This is a genomic window from Marinomonas communis (genome assembly GCF_004363305.1).
GTDB classification, from domain to species: Bacteria; Pseudomonadota; Gammaproteobacteria; order Pseudomonadales; family Marinomonadaceae; genus Marinomonas; species Marinomonas communis.
Window position 1 is genome coordinate 143,960 of record NZ_SNZA01000004.1, and the last position, 20,801, is coordinate 164,760.

Sequence of the window (20,801 nt, forward strand, 5' to 3'; positions counted from 1 at the left end):
TTATACTTTAAACAGGGATGCTCCAAAGCCAGCCTAGCCAAGCTAAAGCAAAAATCATAGATACGATGACACCGATCCGTGGCGTTTTAACTGTCAACGCAGCACTTGGCTCATGGGTGGCTTTCTTACCATGTAGCATCGCAGCAACAAGGCGCTCTTTAAAGCGAATCTCGTGATACAGCACAGCGAGGATATGAGTCGCCACTAGGATCAGTAAAATATCAGGAAGACTATGATGGATCGCACCAAGTTGCTCAGTCCAATCATCGGAGATAACGCCATAAAAAGGCCCAAATAGGAAAATTTCATCACTGATAAATAGGCCGCTTCCCCATTGTAATGTCAGTGCTAACAACAAAGCCACGACCATCAGCCCCCCTACGGGATTGTGTCCCAAATAATGTTTAGCATTACCGACTAATAATCCCTTTGCATAGCGTAAGACCGTTTGTGGCTGATATAAAAACTGTTTAAAGCGCGCATATTCAGATCCCAACACACCATACAGCACTCTTGCAATGATCACCGCTGACAATCCATAGCCCATATAGAAATGCCAGTCCATGTAGTCCCCATCACCTTTGCCTGTGACGATTAACCCTGTAAATAATAAAACCATCAACCAGTGGAGTAGCCTAACTGGCCAGTCCCAAATCATGATGTTTGCCATTTCCCTCTCCTTTTATGACGCGCCATCTTTGATGTAAACCACAATCTGTCACTATACTGACCATAAGGTTCGTCTTTTTATCCATGACAGTGATGTTAAAAAGGCTTTCACTTCTGTCCGTCGTTATGACAGTAAGGAGCATAAACCATGATCATCGGGCTAATGATTTGTCTTGCCCTGCTAATCGTAACTGTAGGGTACCTGCTGTTTACGCAGAAATACGTTTACGTACAGCATTCTCTTTTGCTTTCTGATTCTCCTGAAGCCCTTATTGATAAGGTTAAAGAGATTGAGTTCTGGTCCAGTTGGCTACCTTGGAGTCTTTACGATGATGAAACGACTGTCCAAGTCTCACCAGCTCAAGGCAATGAGACTATCGGAGCCAGTATCCGCCTTAAAGGACCTAATTTAAAAACCATATCATGCCATGTTACTGGTTTAGACCTGAAGGATGGCCTGTCTTTTTCAATCGTCAGCGATTATTTTTATCCAGCTCCGATTCAGGTCAAGATAACTTGGACTTCAACGGAAGAAGAGCAAGGCATGATGCAACTTCATGCCAGCAGCCAATTGAACATGTGGCAGCGTATCGTCCACGGCCGCTTTCAAAAATCACTTCATGCTGATATGCGTTTGTTGCTACTGAGGCTGAAAGCCCAACTGGTTCCAGAGAGCGATGCTAACGTACAGCTAACACAAAACGGTTGTCATAAATTACCGAATGTTGATGCCGTGACTCGCCCTTTTATTGTTAGTGATCACCCTATGTCGGTACAAATGGAGCAAGGTTTTAGGGATCTGATTATTAGCCTCGGACCTGAAAATCGTCCCGCAGGTCCCAGTTTTGCCCTTTATGAAGACGCCGATATCCGCCAACACTATTTCACAGGAAAACTTGGTATTCCGATTCAATGCTTGAGTGCCTGCGAAGCTCAGCCTGAGCGACTCACTTTTGTCGGCAAATACATGAGCTTAAAATACCAAGGTAGCTATCAACACCTCTGGTTGGCTTGGCATACATTGCATACCTATTGCCGTATTCATGGTCTGCGCCCAGCTAACCGACGTACTAGCCTTGAGGTTTACGAGGTATCCCCAAGGGAAACCAGCAATACATTGCAATTTGTTACGGTTTTATACCTACCAATCCTGTAAATTAAGTTTTAAGCATCAACGTTAAGGAAGTGGATCATGATCAAACCAAACTTACACCCATGGGACCGTGCATTGAGAGGCATTATTGGTGTTGTGGTAATAGCCTTTGCCTTGTTTAATGGTGATTTCCTTGAAGAGCCGGTGATCGAAATCTTGCTGTTTATCTTTGGTGCACTCAATCTGGTGTCGTTAGCCACTGGGTGGTGTCCAGTTTATTCAATTGCCAATATAGACACACGAAGCAAATAAGTTTTCATTTCAAACCGATGACGACACTTTTTGAACTGCAACTCGATAAACACCTAAGACGTAAGCTGATCCTTATTTGCTTAATCGTCGCCTTTGTCGTGTCGGTTATTTATGGTGTCGTCGCCTATCGTCTGAGTAATGACTTGGGTGTTGATACTGAGATTCGCTACCTTGAAAAAAGAGCACTGTTTTTATTAGCGGAAGTGGAAGAAGAAGGTGACGAAGCGCAAGAACGCGTAAACGAGCTGATTTCTCTAATGCAATCGAGCGAACTCAAGCCTGAAGCCCTATTTCTAAATGTGCGCGATGCCTCAGGTGCTTGGGAATTGAATCAATTCATGCCTCAAGCAACGCTCATGCAAGTATTGAGCGAAGTTGAAGCTCTACCAACAAGCGCTTTACGCTCAGGCTTCCTCAGCATTGATGGCAACTACTTCCTTTGGACCAAACAGGCCAATGATGACATCAGCTTAATTCTTATTACGTCTTCTCATAGCATTGATCAAGCACGAGCGCACATCATTAAGCGCTTATCCATCAGCTCTCTTATCGTGTTTTGGATTGCTGTGTGGTTGGCGTTAACGCTTTCCTCTTGGATAGCAAAACGCGTAGAAGATAAAAATGAAGCGCTTAGGAAGTTGGCTACCCATGATAATTTAACAGGGCTCCCTAACCGCCTTTATCTAGTCGATCTAATCGAACGAGACCAAAAGAATACCGAGCAGCCTCTGGTGGGTGCATTACTGCTTATCAATATCGATAAATTTAAAGAGGTCAACGAAACTCTAGGTCATCGTAATGGCGATAAACTGCTGGTGGTATTCTCCCACCGTCTTCACCAAGCATTAGCGCCTGAACAACAGCTTATCCGCTCTAACGGCGACGAGTTTTTAATTTGGGCACCTCACTACGATGAGATTCAAGCGACTGAGCTAGTGGGAACTCTTACAGCAACACTTAACGAACCGTTTTTAATCGATCAGCTACCCATACATCTTAGTATTACAATAGGCGTTGCTTTAGCCCCAATACATGATAACGATATTGAATCACTGATTATTCAAACGGACATCGCACTTAATGAAGCACGTAAACACAGAAGTGAGTGGTCAATATTCGATCCGTCTAAGCAATTGGAGCAAGATGGCCAGCAGACTTTACGCTACCGCAGTGAGCTCGCTGACGCCTTACGGGAGCAGCAATTTAAACTTTACTATCAACCTAAGGTAGACCTAAATACAGGTCAAATCCTCTCTGCTGAAGCCTTAGCTCGTTGGCACCATCCACAAGACGGTGTCGTCCCTCCACTCATGTTCATATCTCTTATTGAGCAAAGCGGAAAAGTGAGAGAGTTCGGTCGTTATGTAATTCGCACCGCTATTCGACAGATTGATCAGTGGCAAACCAAAGGGATTGCCGTTCCAGTTGCGGTGAACCTCTCTCCTTATAACTTACTGGATCCTGATATCGTTTCGTTTACTGAGTCATTGCTACAGAACTTTAACATTGCTCCGGAAATGCTGGAAATCGAGCTGACAGAAACCGCCACAAGCTTACATCTGCAAACCATTTCGAAGAGTCTTAATGGCTTTAAAGAAATCGGTGTGAAGTTATCCATTGACGACTTTGGTACAGGAATGAGCTCTCTGGCGTATATTAGTAGCTTAAACGTTGATACCATCAAAATAGATCGCGCTTTTGTGTGCGATATGGATAAGAACGACAGTCACCTATCCATTGTCCAAACAGCATTAAATCTTGCCAAAGCCTTTGGTTGTACAGTCGTTGCAGAAGGCGTTGAAAATACGGCTCAGGCTAAGCTGCTGGACTCTTTAGGCTGTCATTATGGGCAGGGATACTATTACTCACCGCCAATACCAGAAGATAAGTTTACGGCAATGTTGAAATTTACCCGATCACTTCCTGCCGTCTAAACCAATAACGATGCTCAAAAAGCCAAACCTTTTGAATGAGTGGAGAGACCATGGAAAACGCTTTATACGCACGTCATTTAGAAACTCTACTACGCCGCTATCGAGTGGCCCTCGACGAATTTAAACTTGATGCGATCGTCATCGCAGCAGGAACACTTAGCTATTACTTTAAAGACGATAATAGCCACCCATTTAAAGCATTCTCCTTTGCTCAGCAGTGGTTTCCTTTTGATTTACCTGCGGGCAGCTATGTCGTCATCAAACGTGACAAACCGGAACTGATCTGGCCAGCTAAACAAGACTTCTGGCATATGCTCAACGCTATTCCTGAAGGTGAATGGCAACATCATTGGCTGATTACCCCAGCTGACAGCAATGCTTGGACCAGTAGCCTGCCTAATAAGGTGGCATACCTCGGACCAGCCTCGTTACCCGAATACACTCAACATGAATCGCTCTACACTTGGTTAGCATTCGATAGAGCGATTAAAACGCCCTACGAAATTGCCTGCCTCGAAGAAGCCACGCGTATTGCCACACTTGGACATCATGCGGCACAACAAGCTTTCAGCCAGGGAGCCAGTGAGTTTGAAGTACATTTAGCCTACTTGGCTGCTACACAACAAGACGCATCGGAAACGCCTTACCCTAATATTGTTGGAATTAATGAACACGCGGCAGTTCTGCATTACGAACAAAAGTCACGCCAAAGACCATTTCGCCCATTAACATTATTAGTCGATGCAGGTGCTAGTCATCATGGTTATGCCAGTGATATCACTCGAACAACAACTTTATTAAATGATGACTTTGCAGCCTTGGTCGAAGGCATGGATACGTTGGAGCAACATATTGTCAGTCAGGCGGTGACTGGGACTTCATTTGTCGAGTTGCATTATCAAACACTGGCAGGGGTCGCTCGTCTCCTTAATCAACATGGTATTTGCCGCCTAAGCGTGGAAGAGCAGTTGATTAAACATATCCCGCAGTACTTCTTCCCTCATGGCTTAGGGCACTTATTGGGATTACAGGTACACGATGTGGGCGGTAAGCAACACTCAGCAAAAGGCGATATTGTCGACTCCCCTAAGGAAAGCCCTTTCCTTCGACTAACACGCCCATTGCAAGAAAATATGGTCATTACCATCGAGCCTGGGCTGTATTTTATTCCCATGCTGTTGGACAAAATGCGTGCCGAACAACCTCAGCACGGATGCGACATGGAGAAAATTGAGTCTCTACTTCCCTACGGTGGTATTCGTATAGAAGACAATATTGTCATCCACACAGAGACACCCAGGAACCTAACCCGTGAAGCATTTTCGAAACTCAATTAATACCATTTTCGATATATGACACTTCATCGATAGTTATATAAGCCCTTGAAATCGCATTTTTATGATTAAAAAGGGCTTATTTCTATATTTTTTATAGCTTTCCTAAAAAAAACATATCAAAAGTCGTATATTTTACTTTTCAATACTCTCAAACAGCGCTGTAATACACACCATCAAAATAACTGGGTTATGGAGAAATCAACTATGATGGAAAACCGTATAAAATATCGCCATCTAGAATGTTTTTTAGAAGTCATCCGTCAAGGCAGCGTTGTCCGAGCGGCCGACGTCCTCTCTTTAACTCAGCCCGCTGTCTCTAAAAAACTCAAAGAGCTTGAAGAGATTCTCGGAGTACGATTACTTGAGCGTAGCAAGAAAGGCATTGAACTAACTCATTACGGCAATTTATTTTTAGAGCATGCCAGCACCAGTGTAGCGGCATTGCGAGAAGGTGCCGAGCGGGTCAATCAAGCTCTAGTAACGGGTCAACAAAAGCTGAGCATTGGCGTATTGCCTACCGTCGCTACCAGTGTCCTTCCAGAAGCGGTGAAGCGTTTTCGCGCCAATAATGTGGACGTTCGATTACACCTTGTCTCTGGGCCAAACTCCCTTCTCATGAGCCAACTACGTGTGGGCGAACTAGATCTAGTTGTCGGGCGTATGGGGGTTCCAGAAGCTATGGCAGGCATCTCATTTCAACATCTTTATTCTGAGCAAGTCGTATTTGCTGTTCGCCCAGGTCATCCCCTGCTGGATAAAGAAGACTTCCAGCTCAATGAAATCACAGGCTTTACCGTGCTTTATCCGCCTGAAGAATCCATCACTGGCCCAACGGTTGATCGTTTTCTACTAGCTGAAGGTGTGAGCAATATTCGCGATCGTATTGATACAGTGTCTGACTCGTTTGGAAAGGAGTTTATCCGTCATACGGATGCTATATGGATTATTTCCCGTGGTGTTGTTGCCCGAGAGATCGCAGACGGAGAATTAGCAGAACTCCCTGTCAATACAAAAGAAACGCTCAGTGCCGTCGGTTTAAGTGTTAGAGCAGACACCAATGCCTCCATGGCACTGCAACTATTTAGCAAAGCGGTAACAGAAACCGCTGCTAAGCTAGATAGCTACTACAACCCAGCTCACTAAGTCAGAGCAGCGAATATGTTACAGATGCTGCTCACTACCGCCCCCATCTTTATCTTGATGGGGTTGGGCTATACCGCTGTTCGAACACAGCTGGTAAGCGATGAAAGCATTGCGGGCATGGCTAAATTGGTCATGTACTTTACACTCCCCGCTCTAATTTTCAGTACGCTTGCTAAGATGGACCCAAGTGACGTCTTCATTCCTGAATACTTGATCGCCTTTAGCTTGGCATCATTGATGTCGTTAACCATTGGCTTGTTGTTCGCGCTGTACGTACTTAAGAACTCATCTCTTGCCGCTTCCCTGAAAGGAGCGGGCATGGCCTGTTCCAACTCAGGATTCTTTGGCTATCCGGTCATGCTGTTGGTTTTTGATGATCCACCAACCACTGCATTTGCCATGACCCTTATTGGGGAAAACGCCGTTGTCCTCCCTGTTGTCTTCGCTCTACTAAGCTACTTTTCCGCTAAAGACCAGGGAATGAGTTTAGGGAGAACCTTATTAGACACACTGAAACGACTGGCTAAGAACCCTCTAGTTATCGCTGTTATCGGCGGCATGTTCTTCTCACAATTTCATCTAGCCTTACCCGCTGTTGCTGATCGCGTCCTGGTAATGCTGTCTGGAGCTTCTGCCACACTCGCTCTAATGGTACTGGGTGGTTCACTGGTAGGCACCAATATTAAAGGAAATGTTGCTGATATCAGTGCCATCGCTCTGGGTAAGCTTTTAATTCACCCTCTTTGTATGGCGATTTTCATGTGGCTAATACCAGGAATTGATCCGCACCTGCAAATGGGCGCAATCATCCTAGCTGCAGTCCCTATGATGAGCATCTATCCGATTATAGGCAGCCAATATGGCTATCGATCATTTTGTGCCAGCACGCTCTTGATCACCACTCTGCTATCGTTTGTCACACTGTCTTTATTACTAACCTTGGTCACCTCTAATTAGCGAGTCATCACATAGCGCTACAACTTGGTACATAAAACAGCCACATTTGAAACAATTCATTACTATCACCTCGCTCGCCAAGGAGTAGTCTAATATTAGACATAACCAAACGCTTGAGGAGATCTGAAATGTTCGGATTTAGCCCTTCTAAAAAGGAAACCACCACAAGCTTTGTACAGGATGACAATGCCGATTTAATCAATTCGCTAAAGGAATTTTGCGCCACCATAACCTTTTCTCCAGATGGGGTTATCATGGATGCGAACGATCTTTTTTTGAATGCTGTTGGTTACTCTCTTGACGAAATCAAAGGACAACACCACCGTATGTTTTGTCATCAACAAGAAGTTGATTCCATTGAATACGCGTCCTTCTGGAATAAGCTTGCCCAAGGCGAAAGTCACAAAGGTCAGTTTTTAAGACAAAGAAAAGATGGCAGCAATTTGTGGCTAGAAGCCACCTATTTCCCAGTGAAACAAAATGGTCAAGTTGTTAAAGTCTTTAAGATTGCCACAGACATAACCGCTGAGAAAATTCGTACTCAAGCTCAAGACGCCTTACTCAACGCTATCGATCGTTCTAATGCGACCATTGAGTTTCAACCGGATGGGACCATCATCACGGCTAATAAAAACTTTATCGATACCCTTGGCTATAACTCTGTTCGAGACATACAAGGTAAGCACCATCGTATGTTTTGCCATGATGAGTTTTATCAAGAGCACCCTCATTTTTGGCAGGAGCTTGCTTCTGGACAAACAAAATCAGGGCTATTTCTTCGCAAAGATCGAGACGGCAATAATGTATGGATCGAAGCGACCTATAACCCGGTTTACGATTTACAAGGCAATGTTATCCGTATTGTGAAAGTTGCATCGAATGTCACTGAAAGAATGGAATGCCAGCTTTCTGTGCAAAATGCCGCTGGACTTGCTCATCAGTCAACGGAAAAAACCGCTGAAAACTCAGCCCACGGCTCTAAGTTACTCCGCCAGTCCGTTGAAAGCTCTAATGTTATTATTGAGCAAGTTAATCGCTCTGAAAGCTTGGTGGAAGACCTTAATCACCAGTCAGAAGAGATCAGCAAGATTGTTACAACCATTGGTGCCATTGCGGAACAAACTAATTTACTTGCCTTGAACGCAGCCATTGAGGCGGCCCGAGCGGGTGAAAATGGTCGAGGGTTCGCTGTGGTAGCAGATGAGGTTCGCACATTGGCGGCTCGAACCAGTTCATCAACAGATGAAATCAGCACCATGGTAAATAAAAATAATCAGTTAGTTGGTGAAGTGCGCAACAGCATGGGACAAGTGACTGAGCAGGTCGCGAAAAATGAGCAACTCATTAATGAAGCGTCAACGATCATCGACGACATTTTACAAGGTGCTAATGAAGCCTATAAAAGCATTGGCGAATTGGTCGCACGCGCTGAGAAACATTAAAGCCTAAAGCTCTGCAGCGTTAGAAGTCACTAACGCTGCAGAGACATGTTTTAAGAAAGCTTTTTAATCAGGCCTTGCATGCCCAAAACATAACCCTGAACACCCATGCCGATGACAATTCCAACCGCACAAGGCGAAATGTATGAGTGATGGCGGAATGCTTCTCGTGCATGAACATTAGAAATATGCACTTCTACCACAGGAACTTCGGCGCCTTTAATCGCATCATGCAAGGCAATCGACGTGTGAGTGTATGCACCAGGGTTAAACACAACACCTAACATTTTACCCGCTTTGATCAATTGACCAGCTTCATGGATAGCATCTACCAGCGCACCTTCATGATTTGACTGGCGAAAGTCCACTTTAAAACCGTGCTTAGCCGCTTCTTCCTGACACATTGCCTCAACATCAGCTAACGTCTCATGTCCGTAGGTTTGTGGCTCTCGCTGCCCTAGCAAGTTAAGGTTTGGCCCGTTTAGTACCATGATGGTAGACATACTTACTCCCAAATAACATTGCACTATGACGCAGTGCATCGATTGTAAAATAGGCGGTAAATATATCACTTACCTGAACGATGCCGTTCATTTTTCATATGATTTTTTTTACTTAAAAATTGGCTCAATAATTAAGTATCAAGCCAATGACGTCTCCGAGCGCAAGCGCGCAACAGGTCGCTCATCGATGAATAAATGAATGATGGCTGTCACCATGGCGATGGCAGAAGCGGCCCACCAGACAACATCATAGGAGCCGGTTGTATCGTACAGGTAGCCACCTAACCACACGCCACAGAAGGATCCCACTTGGTGACTTAAGAAGACGATGCCATACAGCATACCCATATGCTTAAGGCCAAACATTTGCCCCACAAGGCCAGACGTTGGCGGCACTGTCGCCAACCACAGTAGACCAGTCGCGATAGCAAACACATAAACACTGCCAGCTGTCATCGGGTAAAGCATAAAAACGGCGATCACAATGGCTCGTATGCCATAGATATAGGCTAATAATGTTTTTTTAGAGTACTTACCCGACCAAGAGCCAGAGATCAAACAACCGAAGATATTAAACAAACCAATGAGTGCCAAGCTCATCACCGCAACATCTGGCTCGAAGCCTTTATCCGATAAAAACGCTGGCATGTGTACGGTAATAAACGCCAATTGGAAGCCACAGACAAAAAAGCCTGCCACCAACAGCCAATAATGAGAGTAAGCGCCCGCTTCTTGTAACGCTTGTTTAGCGGTTTGCCCAGAATTGCTTTCAGTGTTATTGCTAGTCGCCCCATCACGCGCTAAAGGTAAAGCACACACAACCATTAACAGGGCACAGGCCGCCAGTAATAATAACGCCGAACTCCAGCCATATGCTGATAAGAATGACTGAGCAACTGGCACAACCAACAACTGTCCTGCCGAGCCCGCCGCACTACCTAACCCTAAAGCAAACGCTCGCTTTTCTGGAGCGACCATACGTGCCATCGCAGGTAACACAACGCCAAAACCTGTCGCAGCAATCCCCATTCCCATCAGGAAACCAGAACCTATATGCAGTTCAGCCGCCCCACTGGCATTCGCTGTGACATACAATCCAAGAGCATACAGCACCGTGCCGGCCAAAACTGTTTTTAAGGTACCAAATCGGTCCGAGATTGCCCCTGCAATCGGCTGTGTTAGCCCCCACCATAAATTCTGTAGAGCCAAAGACATGGCAAACACTTCTCGACCATAGCCAAATTCATCAGAGATCGGGGCCATAAAAAAGCCCATTGATGAACGTAAACCAAAGTTGAGCGCCAGTAGGACGCAGGCAAATGCGACGGCAATGCTGAGAAGTTTAACAGGCTGTGACACGGTCAATCCTTGTGCGAAATAAGCAAAATCTGACGTTACGCCAATTCTTGTTCCATCACAATAGCCGCGTAGCAGAAGCGCAATTTTGTTCTAAAACGCTTTAAACTCTCCTACTCGCTCCACCGCGTGTTGGTAATCCGAATCTTTACGAATCGTCTGAAGCCAGCGCTCAATACTTGGATATTGATCCATTGCCGAAACGGATCGCATCGCTAATAAGGGGAAACTCATTTGCATGTCAGCAGCACTCCTAGCCTCGCCAGCAAACCATTCATTTGCCTGAAGGTGCTTTTCTACCAATGCGAGCACATCTTCTAAACGCGGCATGATGAAGCTATCAATTACTTTATTACAAAGGGATTTTGCTATTGGCTTCACAAAGAAAGGCATCGGCTGAGTTGGAATCTTGCGAAACACGAGCATCATGACTAGCAGCGGCATAAAAGAGCCTTCGGCAAAGTGAAGCCAGTAGCGATATTTCCTTAGGGCGATTTTATCTACTGGCCTTAACTGATTGCTCGTATCGTACTCATCCGCCAAAAACTCCAGAATGGCGCCAGACTCGGCAATCGTCAGCTCTTCATCTTGTAAAACGGGTGCATGACCAAGTGGGTGTACACGCTTGAGAGATTCTGGTGCGGTATTTCCAGAGGTTCTTTGATAAACCTTAACTTCGTATTCGAGTTTTAGCACTTCAAGGGCCCACGCAATTCGCTGTGACCTCGAGTTTTCCAAATGGTGTAGTAGCAACATTGATCTTCTCCTTGTACTTCTCAGTGAATACGATGAGTGAAGATGAACGGATTGTATTAGACATTAAAAAAGCGCTCCCTTCATGTTAGGCAGCGCTTTTAAAATAGTACATTCTGATCCCAGAATTAAGCTTCAATGTGCTCTTCTTGCCACTGTTCTCGCCAAGTTAAAAACGCTTCAATTGGCATCGGCTTACCTATGAAGTAACCCTGTGCTTCTTCACAGCCAAGCTCTCCTAATACTTGATACATTTCTGCGGTTTCTACACCTTCTGCGACCACATCCAGTCCCAAGTTATGGGCCAGATCAATGGTAGATTGCACAATGGTTCGATCATTAGCATCATCCATCATGCCGAATACGAAAGACTGGTCCACTTTTAATTCATTGACTGGAAGCCGTTTCAGATAGCCTAACGAAGAGTAGCCAGTTCCAAAGTCATCGATCGACAGACGAAAACCCATATTCGAAAGCTTGGCTAAGGTTTGTTCCGCAAAAGCCGGATCATCCATGATGGCGCTCTCTGTGATTTCTAAGCACACGCCCGACGTTGGCACATCAAAAGTATCCAGCGTTTGTCGAACATAATCAGGGAAAGACGGCGATAACAAGTCACGCGTCGACAAATTCACAGAGACTCTAAATAGCCGATTTTCTTGCTGTAAAGCCTGCCATTGCTCCGCCAGCGCACTAATCATCCATTTGGTAATTTCACGTATAAACCCTGTTTGCTCTGCAAAGGGCACAAATTTATAAGGTGGTACTAAACCTTTTTCAGGATGCTGCCAACGTACTAAGGCTTCAGCAGCCACTACCTTATGATTGGCTGTAGACACCTTCGGCTGAAGGTAAACTCGAAGCTCATTGTTTGTTACCGCTCGGCGCAATTCTGATAATAAGCTCAAGCTCTCTGGTGTCGACGTCACAAAGTCGCTCTTATAGACAACAATGTCTTCACTGCGTCGTTTCGCTGTATACATCGCAACCTGAGATGCATTGATCAAATCATCACACCCAGAAGCATCCAATGGCCATGTAGCAATACCGATGCTGGCACTGAGGTCGATTAGGTTATTATCAATTTCTAATGGTTGATTCAGTCGAGCTAATAAAGAGCTAGCCACATGGCTTGCGGAGTCTTCATTTGGCAACACCAGCACCGAGAATTCGTCACCACTGACACGTGCTAGCTTCTCATGCCCTGAACAACTTTCCCCCAACAGTCGAGTTGCCGTGGCCTTAAGAATTTCATCCCCCATTTCATAACCTAGAACATCATTGATCTGCTTGAAGCGATCTAAGTTAATGGTGATCACACTCAAGGCATCATATTCACCAGACTGAATCATTTGTGCCACTTTGCTGCGAAAGCTCAGACGGTTCGGCAACCCTGTTAAGGCATCGTTGTATGCCAGTTTGGTGATGGTTTCTTGTTGCTGCTTAATACTACTGCGCATGCCATCAAAGCTCCGCGCCAACTCGCCAACCTCATCGGTTCGACGAACACCGCTAACTTCGACATCATAATTCCCTTGTTCTAGTGCACCAGTGGCATCTGTCAAACGCTCCAAGGGACGAGCCACGCGGCGGGACAGCCAAGTAACAGCAACAGCAAAAACAACCAAACCAATCAGAGTAATGACTAGGTATTGATGAAACAGTTCATCAAACTGAGTGCCCGCTTCTTCTAGAGATTTCATAAACGCCAAGCTTAAAAAGCCACCAATGACTTGCTGACCGTGAATGACGCTGACATAGGTATCTTCTGCCACACGCATATCAAGCGCTAAATTTTCTAAGAAGAACTGACCTGGAATGTCTTGTAAAAAGTGCTGTTCTAATCGCTCTGAGCTGGCTAAGACGTTTACATCTGACTCTTTGTTGTTCGACATCAAAACCACATCGATACCTGACAAATCACGCGCCTCAGCCACCATGTCACGCTCAATGGCGAACCCCATGATGACATAGCCTAGCAGCCTCGGAGCCCGAACTGGCACGACAACAAATTGTGTCGGCACACCACTATAGAGAGCCGTAATATAAGCCTCTTCGCCTTTCTCTTGACGAGCTTTTGCCAAGTCATCAATCAAAGCAGCTAATTTGTTCGATTGCATCATGTCATCTTTCGAGGAGGCTTTCAGATGCCATTGCTGATCTACCAAAATCGCGACCGATGCCCCAATTCGATGAGAACTGTTCACCAGAGCGGAAGCAATGGTATTTTCATCTTGGGAAGCGACAGCAGAGCGGAAACCAAAATCGGACGCCAACAATTCGGCGCCCTCTTCTAACTGCTGATGATTTTGAATGATTAATTTATTCCAGACCCGTTCCGAGACAGAAATGGAATGTTGAATGTCTTCTCTGACATAGCGCTCGACTGCTCCTTGTACAATCCAAAAGCCAACGGTCTGAATCAATACCAACAGCAGTAATGTCATCAAAATAAAGCGAACAGACAACCGAACATGCATCCAGCGCGGTAGGGACGACATTAAAAAGACACTCCTTTGGTCTTAAGTTGTAATGTGTGCGTCGACTTCAGTTCCTCTGCTGTCACTGTGAACGCCTCATAAGGTGCACCATATGGGAAGTTCTTGTGCCACACTTCAAGTGTATAAGCACTAGGCATTAGATCGTTAAATACAACCGCCCCTGTATCATTTGTCTTAGCAAAAACAGGCGTATCGTTGACTAACACCCAAGCCAACATGCTGTCATGAATATTACAACCTAACTCAACTATGCCCACTTCATCAAACACCACTGGTGTATCAGGTGTACCAGTATAGAGCTCTAGTTCGAAGACTTTTGCAGGGGAGAAAGAATATACATGATGGCGAACATCATCTTGGTTAGGAAAAGTCATTGAAGTGTTTAAGGTAACGACTTGAACGCCGGGGATAAACTGACGATCAGCCTGAGCCATCTCTACATTAGCCAACGGCTGAGACTTGGCCTGAAGCGCAGGAGACTTAACAAACACCACCGCTTCATTTAACGGCTGCCCCTGTTCATCGACCACTTTGAAATCAATCTGCGCAAACGATACACAAGGCCAAGCCAACGCAAAGCTAACGGCCAAATACGATGAGCACTTCAACATGATGTTTGATCCCCGGACTGAAAGTAAGGTCATTTTACCCATTGAATGAATTCTTTTTAAGCCAAAAAGAGAGCCTACTACTAATTAAATCTCAAACAGACATAAGAATTCTCGCAATCCATAGCATCCTCCTTGAGTCAGAGCTGACAACCACTTATAATGCGCCGCCTACATGATGCGCCCGTAGCTCAGCTGGATAGAGCGTCGCCCTCCGGAGGCGAAGGACTGCATTTAAAAAAATCCGGAGAGAACAAGACAATTTTTAGCAATGCACCCGTAGCTCAGCTGGATAGAGCGCACCCCTCCGGAGGGTGAGGTCGAAGGTTCAAATCCTTTCGGGTGTACCATTTCCCAATAAAATCAATGAGATAAAGAACTCTTTAGATTCATTGATTGTCATTTTTCTCTGTAATCAACATTTGACGGACCAAATCCAAACCTATTACAGAGGCCTTTGCTTTTTTTAGTCACTCTTGCCCTATCTTTCACTTGTGACCAAAAAGTGACTATTTGGTGTCTATACACCTAAAACTAAGTATCTGGCCTCTAAACATCTGTACCCTTGCCTTTCAAGAAGAGTGGGGGTATTGATCCTAGTAAAATACTAACAAAATCAGTCATGCTATATGCTTAACTAGGCTTTAAGCCATCAAGGATTAAAATTAGTATTTAGAATACACTCGACTAATATGTTATATTTTAAAAGCATATGAAAGAGCTGATAGCAGCCATACGTACTGTTCAATACAAGCATTTAAATTTAAACTTTTAGAAAGGATTATTCTATATGCCAAAGGACTGCAAAGTTAATAGCATGAAGACTATTACGTATATTTGTATCCTTACAGCAACAGTATTTTGTATACTGATAATCGCTCTGTTAGTTTACCTCCCATCTCCATCTCTTCTTAGCTACCTAGGCTATGCAGACGCGGTAACACTAAAAAATGCAGATAACCTTAACAACTCACGTACAATGTATATGATTGGCAGGCTTGTAAAGGATGGAACCCTAGTAAGTTTAGAAGATATTTGGTCTTTCCAAACTTCATTTTATCAGACATTAATTACGTTTCTCATAGCAATAAATGCACTGATAGCCGCAATATCTGTAATATATATTAAAAGCACATCAGAAGAGAAAGCAGAAGAAACAACAAAAAAATTCATGGAAAGTAGTACATTCAACAACATGCTCCAACTTAAAGTCCATGAAGAAGCTAAACTAATGTTAGAAGAAGCCCAAAATGATTTCAACTCTGCAGTAGGGAGATTGCAAAACATTGAAGATGTTCTTAATCAAGTATCAATTCTGGATAAAAGAAATATCGAACTACGTCAACAGATTAGAGTCATTTCTGAGTATTTATCAAATCTTGACTCTTCAGAATCTGAAGGTAGCGATTTAAATATTCAAAAGAAAGGGAATAATAATGGCGTTCGTTAGAAAATCAGAGAAACGAGTTCAAGTATCAAGCGACTTTGAGGAATTATCTACGCCAGAGGATTTGATCGCATTTGCATCAAAAAAAGGGCTTGAGACGAATCCAATTAATATTTCTGAGTTAGCAATTCTTCTAGGTATACAAGTTCGCTACCAACCAATGCAAGGTGAAGAGTCCGGTAGTTTAAAGAAAGATAAAAAAACAGGGGATTGGATCATGACAGTTAACTCTCTGCATCATCCCCATCGCCAACGCTTCACAATTGCTCATGAAATTGCTCATAGAGTGAGACATGCAGCCAACAGCGATACATTTGAGGATGCAACATTTTTTAGAAACGGTGATTCAAATTGGATGGAAGCAGAAGCAAACTCATTTGCAGCTACACTATTAATGCCTTCCGAAGATTTTGAATATTATATTGAAAATGTATCTTCAACTGTTGAAAGTATTGCCATGCACTTCAAAGTATCCTCACACGCTGTCCGCATTCGAGCTAAATCCTTAGGCTATGAAGGACATAATCTATGAGTGATTTCGTTTACTTCCCGCTCATAAAAACCAGAGATGCCGAGTTGAGATGTTTTGATAATATACATCCAGAGGACTTTGATAATATTCTTCCAATATATGAACTGACAAAATCAAGGGTAACTTCTAAAGCCCCTGATGGGGATATATACAGACGTATGGAGAGAATAAAAAACATCCAAAAAGATAGGCCCTTCATTCTAGATCTGAGTACAGATGAAAGGTATATGAATCCTCAAATTCAGCAACTGCTGTCTGAGTCTCATGGCTTTAGAGAATGGCAATACTTTATCCTAGATTTACACTCTTCTCTAAACATTATACCTGTGATCCATATCCACGAGGATAACGAGGGGTTTTCTGACGTCGAAGAGTTTGTAAAAATTGCTTCAAGCAAGAAAGAGTATCTTGCTGTTCGACTTCCTTATGATTTAAGTGAAGATATCGATTACTACTTGTCCCCAATAATGAAAAACCTGCAAGATGGCTGTAAGCTTTATGTTCTTCTTGATGCAGGATATATACGAAATATAGATAAGGCAAAAGTATCTGAGCAGTTTCTAGAGACTTGTGAATCTATTAATAATGCAGCTAAGATCAAAGAAGTTGTTATGTTATGCACAAGCTTCCCATCTAGTGTTGCTCAAGAGGGTGGGCATGACAGCGATGGTTCTTTTGATATTTATGAAGAAGAAATTTTTAATGATGTAAGAAGAAAGTTTCCTATAAAATATGGAGACTATGTATCTATAAACACCGAGCAAATCGAAATGAAAGGCGGAACATTTGTCCCTCGTATAGATGTTGCTTCACTGGATGGCAATACATTTACATACAAACGATTTAGAAGAGATCATGGCGGTTACGTAAAATGTGCCAAACAAACTATTTTAGATACTTCTTCATATACCCCGCTAAATACATGGGCAGATAAAGAGATAGAATTAGCTTCTCAGAATGACCCAACAGGTATTAGCCCTGCTTTTTGGATCTCCGTCAGGATGAACTATTACCTAAAAACAAGGTTAAACCTACGACTAAAACCGACGCTTTAGATGTGTAGAGGCAAGTTTTGTGATAGTTAAAATATCTTCTGAATGAAGTTCATTACTTGCCTCTTTCTTCATCAAAATTGATGCACTCTTATAACGTTTTAAAAAACTTTCCCTTGAGGCTAGTTTTAACTCCTCCAATGAACATTGCTTTGATGCTTGTTGACATAAATCGAATTTCGACTTTGATCGAATTTTCACCTTAATCAGTGATTTAAGCATTTGTATACTCAATACGCTTGCAAGTGATAACTTATCTAACCTCTTAAAAAGATTTGACTTTCTAATGTACTTTATTCCACTTTCAGTAACCAGCACAATTCCTACACTGCGTGGCACACTAACTCGAACAGCGGCTAAATTACTTGGCTCACAAACAATATAGCAATAGTCAAAAAACTTCACGTAGCTTTCGACTTGATAATTCAAACGCGCCATGCTGTCACCAGCACCTTTAATTTCATACGCAGTCAGGGTTTCATGTTCATATAAAACGACATCAGCTCTTCGAGCACCAAATTGAAAGGTCACTTCAGCGCCAAATATACTTTCGGGTGAATTTTCAATAAAGCTTCTAATCAGCTTCTTCTTGATTTCAAGTTCATTCATTCTTAGTACTTATTAAATAATTTACCAGCTATCTATTAATCAACATCTAACTCAAGCAATTCTCCTATTTCACATCCTAAATAGACGCAAAGCTGCTCTAACACATCAAACTCAACTCGAACAGCAGTCTCATGATACAGGCGAGTAATAGTCCCTCTATTGATTCCCGTGTCTTTTGCAACATCTGAAATCTTCAGTTTTTTCTCACCCATGAGCTTTGATAAGTGACACTTAATCATCTTTAAAACCTCAAAATGACCTCCTGTAGACCAAAAAGACTTGCAAAAGATTATTTTGAGGTCATAATGATCTACAGAAGATCAAATATATCTTCTGAAATACTTTTTAACTTATAGGAGAAGTATTATGTCACAAACATACCTCACAACCGAAGAGCTTTCTGGTCGCATAAAGTATGACGCTAAGACTATTCGCCGCAAGCTGAAGGACACAGTTCTCATTGAAGGCATTCATTATTTTCGTCCTTTTGGCGGAAGAAAGATCCTTTATATTTGGGAGCAAATTGAAGAAGACATGTTCAAGGCTCCTGCCATTCAAACTCTTATGACTGGCCTTCAATAAGGAGAAGAATATGGGAACGATCAACGTCAGAGCAGGCAAACTGCAAATGGATTTTCGCTACAACGGCGAACGGTATCGAGAGCAAACGAAACTTCCTGATACACCTGCTAACCGAAAACGTGTTAAACAAATCCTCGACCGGATTGAGGCTGAAATCACTCTAGGTACATTCAAGTACTGGGAGTATTTCCCCAAAAGCAAAAAGGGAGAAATGCTTAAGGCCAATACGGATCTTGCTATCCAGCATCATGCAAAAGCAAATCAAACAACACCGACTTTTGCAGAGTTCGCTGAGCTATGGTTTTCAGAGAAGACTATCGAGTGGCGCTCTTCATACACAAAAACTGTCCGAGCCGTTATGACAGCGTATCTACTAGACCATTTTGGGAATGAAGAGATCAGCAGCATCACTAAAGCTGACGTATTGAATTTTCGCTCAACTCTCGCCAAAGATCCGAAGCGAAAAAACAGCCCTCTTAAACCAGCATCGGTTAATAAAATTATGACGCCTTTAAGAATGATCTTGAATGAAGCCGCTGATCGATACGAGTTTACATCGCCGTGGAAAGGAATCAAATCCTTGAAAGTTAACAAGTCAGATATTGAGCCTTTTTCTCTTGAAGAAGTTAATCTCATCATCAGCAATGTGAGACAAGATTTCAGACCTTATTTTGTCACACGTTTTTTTACAGGGATGCGAACAGGCGAAATAGATGGCTTGAAATGGCAATACGTAGACTTCGAAAAACGCCTTATTCTCGTCCGTGAGACTTGGGTAAACAACGAGTTTACTTACACCAAGACCGATGGCTCACAGCGAGATATACAAATGTCACAGCCGGTATTCGATGCCCTTCAAGCCCAGTACAAAATAACAGGATCTAAAGAACTTGTTTTCTATAGTGCAGACGGTTTACCACTAAGGCACGATACGGTTACAAAACGCGTTTGGCATCCGCTGCTCAGACTCCTTGGTCTCAAGTCTCGACGTCCTTATCAAACGCGACATACCGCTGCGACGTTATGGTTAGCTTCTGGTGAAAACCCTGAATGGATTGCTCGTCAAATGGGTCATACAACGACAGAGATGCTATTTCGTGTTTACTCACGCTACGTGCCGAACCTCACTCGACGAGATGGCTCAGCCTTCGAACGCCTTTTGAAATCTGAATACACAGCTGCTATGGATGACGAACAGGCAGGAGGCATTAAGAATGACTGATTCATCAAATATCTGGGTGACACCCAAAGTTAAAATTGTGGCGAAAATGCTAATAAACGATCTTCATATTCGTGATGGAGATGGACTCGCCTCATTGCTTAACATATCCCCAACCTTTTCAAACTTCGAATCTGTAGAACTGTGGGTACAACAGCGATTCTCAACTAATTATGATCATTTTTCGGACTATGAGGCTTTAAGGCGCACTTTCGTCGGAAATATTCCAGGTTTCCTGCAGGGAGAAGACTGGAGCTAACCCTACATTATAAAGATGCTCATCAAAGAAGGCATCTCTGACTTTTATCCAAAAAACTGATGGTTCAAAGAAGCCATCAGTAATTAACCCAATTAACCCAATTAACCCAATTAACCCAATTAACTCAATTAACTCAATTAACTCAATTAACTCAATTAACCCAATTAACTCAATTAACTCAATTAACTCAATTAACTCAATTAACTCAATTAACTCAATTAACTCAATTAACTCAATTAACTCAATTAACTCAATTAACTCAATTAACTCAATTAACTCAATTAACTCAATTAACTCAATTAACTCAATTAACTCAATTAACTCAATTAACTCAATTAACTCAATTAACTCAATTAACTCAATTAACTCAATTAACTCAATTAACTCAATTAACTCAATTAACTCAATTAACTCAATTAACTCAATTAACTCAATTAACTCAATTAACTCAATTAACTCAATTAACTCAATTAACTCAATTAACTCAATTAACTCA

Annotated in this window: 21 protein-coding genes and 1 tRNA gene; 14 read left to right on the forward strand and 8 right to left on the reverse strand. The window is 43.0% G+C overall.

Going from position 1 to position 20,801, the window contains the following annotated elements; translation table 11 throughout:
- Nucleotides 1-7: 7 nt before the first annotated feature.
- Nucleotides 8-670: a cytochrome b/b6 domain-containing protein gene (locus tag C8D85_RS12340; RefSeq protein WP_133563166.1), complete on the reverse strand. Its 663-nt coding sequence runs from the start codon at nt 668-670 to the stop codon at nt 8-10.
- 147 nt (nt 671-817) lie between these two features.
- On the opposite strand from C8D85_RS12340, the gene C8D85_RS12345 reads away from it, so the two are divergent.
- The 7 genes from C8D85_RS12345 to C8D85_RS12375 all read left to right on the forward strand — a co-directional run bounded on the left by C8D85_RS12345 (nt 818) and on the right by C8D85_RS12375 (nt 8,887).
- Nucleotides 818-1,825 (forward strand): GyrI-like domain-containing protein, encoded by a 1,008-nt coding sequence (locus C8D85_RS12345; protein ID WP_133563168.1) that lies wholly within the window; start codon nt 818-820, stop codon nt 1,823-1,825.
- A gap of 36 nt (nt 1,826-1,861) precedes the next feature.
- Nucleotides 1,862-2,074 (forward strand): YgaP family membrane protein, encoded by a 213-nt coding sequence (locus tag C8D85_RS12350; protein ID WP_133563170.1) that lies wholly within the window; start codon nt 1,862-1,864, stop codon nt 2,072-2,074.
- 17 nt (nt 2,075-2,091) lie between these two features.
- A complete protein-coding gene (locus C8D85_RS12355; protein WP_133563172.1) occupies nt 2,092-4,008 on the forward strand; it encodes a putative bifunctional diguanylate cyclase/phosphodiesterase in 1,917 nt (638 codons plus the stop codon).
- 50 nt (nt 4,009-4,058) lie between these two features.
- Nucleotides 4,059-5,345, forward strand: a complete 1,287-nt coding sequence (gene pepQ / locus C8D85_RS12360; RefSeq protein WP_133563174.1) for a Xaa-Pro dipeptidase — start codon at nt 4,059-4,061, stop codon at nt 5,343-5,345.
- Between the two features lie 204 nt (nt 5,346-5,549).
- Entirely contained in the window at nt 5,550-6,488 is a 939-nt protein-coding gene (pcaQ, locus tag C8D85_RS12365; protein WP_133563176.1) for a pca operon transcription factor PcaQ, read from the forward strand.
- 15 nt (nt 6,489-6,503) lie between these two features.
- Complete coding sequence (locus tag C8D85_RS12370) at nt 6,504-7,445, forward strand: AEC family transporter (protein WP_133563178.1); 942 nt, start codon at nt 6,504-6,506, stop codon at nt 7,443-7,445.
- 128 nt (nt 7,446-7,573) lie between these two features.
- On the forward strand, nt 7,574-8,887 hold the full coding sequence (locus C8D85_RS12375) for a methyl-accepting chemotaxis protein (RefSeq protein WP_133563180.1): 1,314 nt from the start codon (nt 7,574-7,576) through the stop codon (nt 8,885-8,887).
- 50 nt (nt 8,888-8,937) lie between these two features.
- On the opposite strand, the gene aroQ is transcribed toward C8D85_RS12375, so the two are convergent.
- The 5 genes from aroQ to C8D85_RS12400 all read right to left on the reverse strand — a co-directional run bounded on the left by aroQ (nt 8,938) and on the right by C8D85_RS12400 (nt 14,608).
- Nucleotides 8,938-9,387, reverse strand: coding sequence for a type II 3-dehydroquinate dehydratase (gene aroQ, locus C8D85_RS12380; RefSeq protein ID WP_133563182.1), 450 nt, complete (start codon nt 9,385-9,387; stop codon nt 8,938-8,940).
- A 138-nt stretch (nt 9,388-9,525) separates the two neighbouring features.
- Nucleotides 9,526-10,746: an MFS transporter gene (locus tag C8D85_RS12385; protein WP_133563184.1), complete on the reverse strand. Its 1,221-nt coding sequence runs from the start codon at nt 10,744-10,746 to the stop codon at nt 9,526-9,528.
- A 90-nt stretch (nt 10,747-10,836) separates the two neighbouring features.
- Nucleotides 10,837-11,499, reverse strand: a complete 663-nt coding sequence (locus C8D85_RS12390; RefSeq protein WP_133563186.1) for a glutathione S-transferase family protein — start codon at nt 11,497-11,499, stop codon at nt 10,837-10,839.
- 125 nt (nt 11,500-11,624) lie between these two features.
- The gene (locus C8D85_RS12395) at nt 11,625-13,997 is read right to left on the reverse strand and encodes a bifunctional diguanylate cyclase/phosphodiesterase (protein ID WP_133563188.1); all 2,373 of its coding nucleotides are present in this window, start codon (nt 13,995-13,997) and stop codon (nt 11,625-11,627) included.
- Complete coding sequence (locus C8D85_RS12400) at nt 13,997-14,608, reverse strand: methylamine utilization protein (protein ID WP_133563190.1); 612 nt, start codon at nt 14,606-14,608, stop codon at nt 13,997-13,999. Before C8D85_RS12400 ends, C8D85_RS12395 begins: the two co-directional genes overlap by 1 nt.
- 270 nt (nt 14,609-14,878) lie before the next feature.
- Between C8D85_RS12400 and C8D85_RS12405 the strand changes: the two genes are divergently transcribed.
- From C8D85_RS12405 to C8D85_RS12420, 4 genes are all read left to right on the forward strand, one after another.
- Nucleotides 14,879-14,955, forward strand: a tRNA-Arg gene (locus tag C8D85_RS12405).
- A 467-nt stretch (nt 14,956-15,422) separates the two neighbouring features.
- Nucleotides 15,423-16,055 (forward strand): hypothetical protein, encoded by a 633-nt coding sequence (locus tag C8D85_RS12410; protein ID WP_211342189.1) that lies wholly within the window; start codon nt 15,423-15,425, stop codon nt 16,053-16,055.
- On the forward strand, nt 16,042-16,584 hold the full coding sequence (locus C8D85_RS12415) for an ImmA/IrrE family metallo-endopeptidase (protein WP_133563194.1): 543 nt from the start codon (nt 16,042-16,044) through the stop codon (nt 16,582-16,584). The genes C8D85_RS12410 and C8D85_RS12415 overlap by 14 nt, the downstream gene beginning before the upstream one ends.
- Nucleotides 16,581-17,639, forward strand: coding sequence for a beta family protein (locus tag C8D85_RS12420; RefSeq protein ID WP_133563196.1), 1,059 nt, complete (start codon nt 16,581-16,583; stop codon nt 17,637-17,639). Before C8D85_RS12415 ends, C8D85_RS12420 begins: the two co-directional genes overlap by 4 nt.
- On the opposite strand, the gene C8D85_RS12425 is transcribed toward C8D85_RS12420, so the two are convergent.
- Both C8D85_RS12425 and C8D85_RS12430 read right to left on the reverse strand, forming a co-directional pair.
- Nucleotides 17,622-18,245 (reverse strand): sce7726 family protein, encoded by a 624-nt coding sequence (locus C8D85_RS12425; protein WP_133563198.1) that lies wholly within the window; start codon nt 18,243-18,245, stop codon nt 17,622-17,624. The genes C8D85_RS12420 and C8D85_RS12425 overlap by 18 nt on opposite strands.
- Before the next feature lie 35 nt (nt 18,246-18,280).
- Entirely contained in the window at nt 18,281-18,484 is a 204-nt protein-coding gene (locus tag C8D85_RS12430; protein ID WP_133563200.1) for a helix-turn-helix domain-containing protein, read from the reverse strand.
- A gap of 127 nt (nt 18,485-18,611) precedes the next feature.
- Here C8D85_RS12430 and C8D85_RS12435 point away from each other — a divergent pair, with 127 nt between their 5' ends.
- From C8D85_RS12435 to C8D85_RS12445, 3 genes are read left to right on the forward strand one after another with little or no spacing between them, the layout of a single operon-like run.
- Nucleotides 18,612-18,827, forward strand: a complete 216-nt coding sequence (locus C8D85_RS12435; protein WP_133563202.1) for a hypothetical protein — start codon at nt 18,612-18,614, stop codon at nt 18,825-18,827.
- 10 nt (nt 18,828-18,837) lie between these two features.
- Nucleotides 18,838-20,049: a site-specific integrase gene (locus tag C8D85_RS12440; RefSeq protein WP_133563204.1), complete on the forward strand. Its 1,212-nt coding sequence runs from the start codon at nt 18,838-18,840 to the stop codon at nt 20,047-20,049.
- A complete protein-coding gene (locus tag C8D85_RS12445) occupies nt 20,042-20,305 on the forward strand; it encodes a hypothetical protein (RefSeq protein ID WP_133563206.1) in 264 nt (87 codons plus the stop codon). The genes C8D85_RS12440 and C8D85_RS12445 overlap by 8 nt, the downstream gene beginning before the upstream one ends.
- The last annotated feature ends 496 nt before the right edge of the window (nt 20,306-20,801 follow it).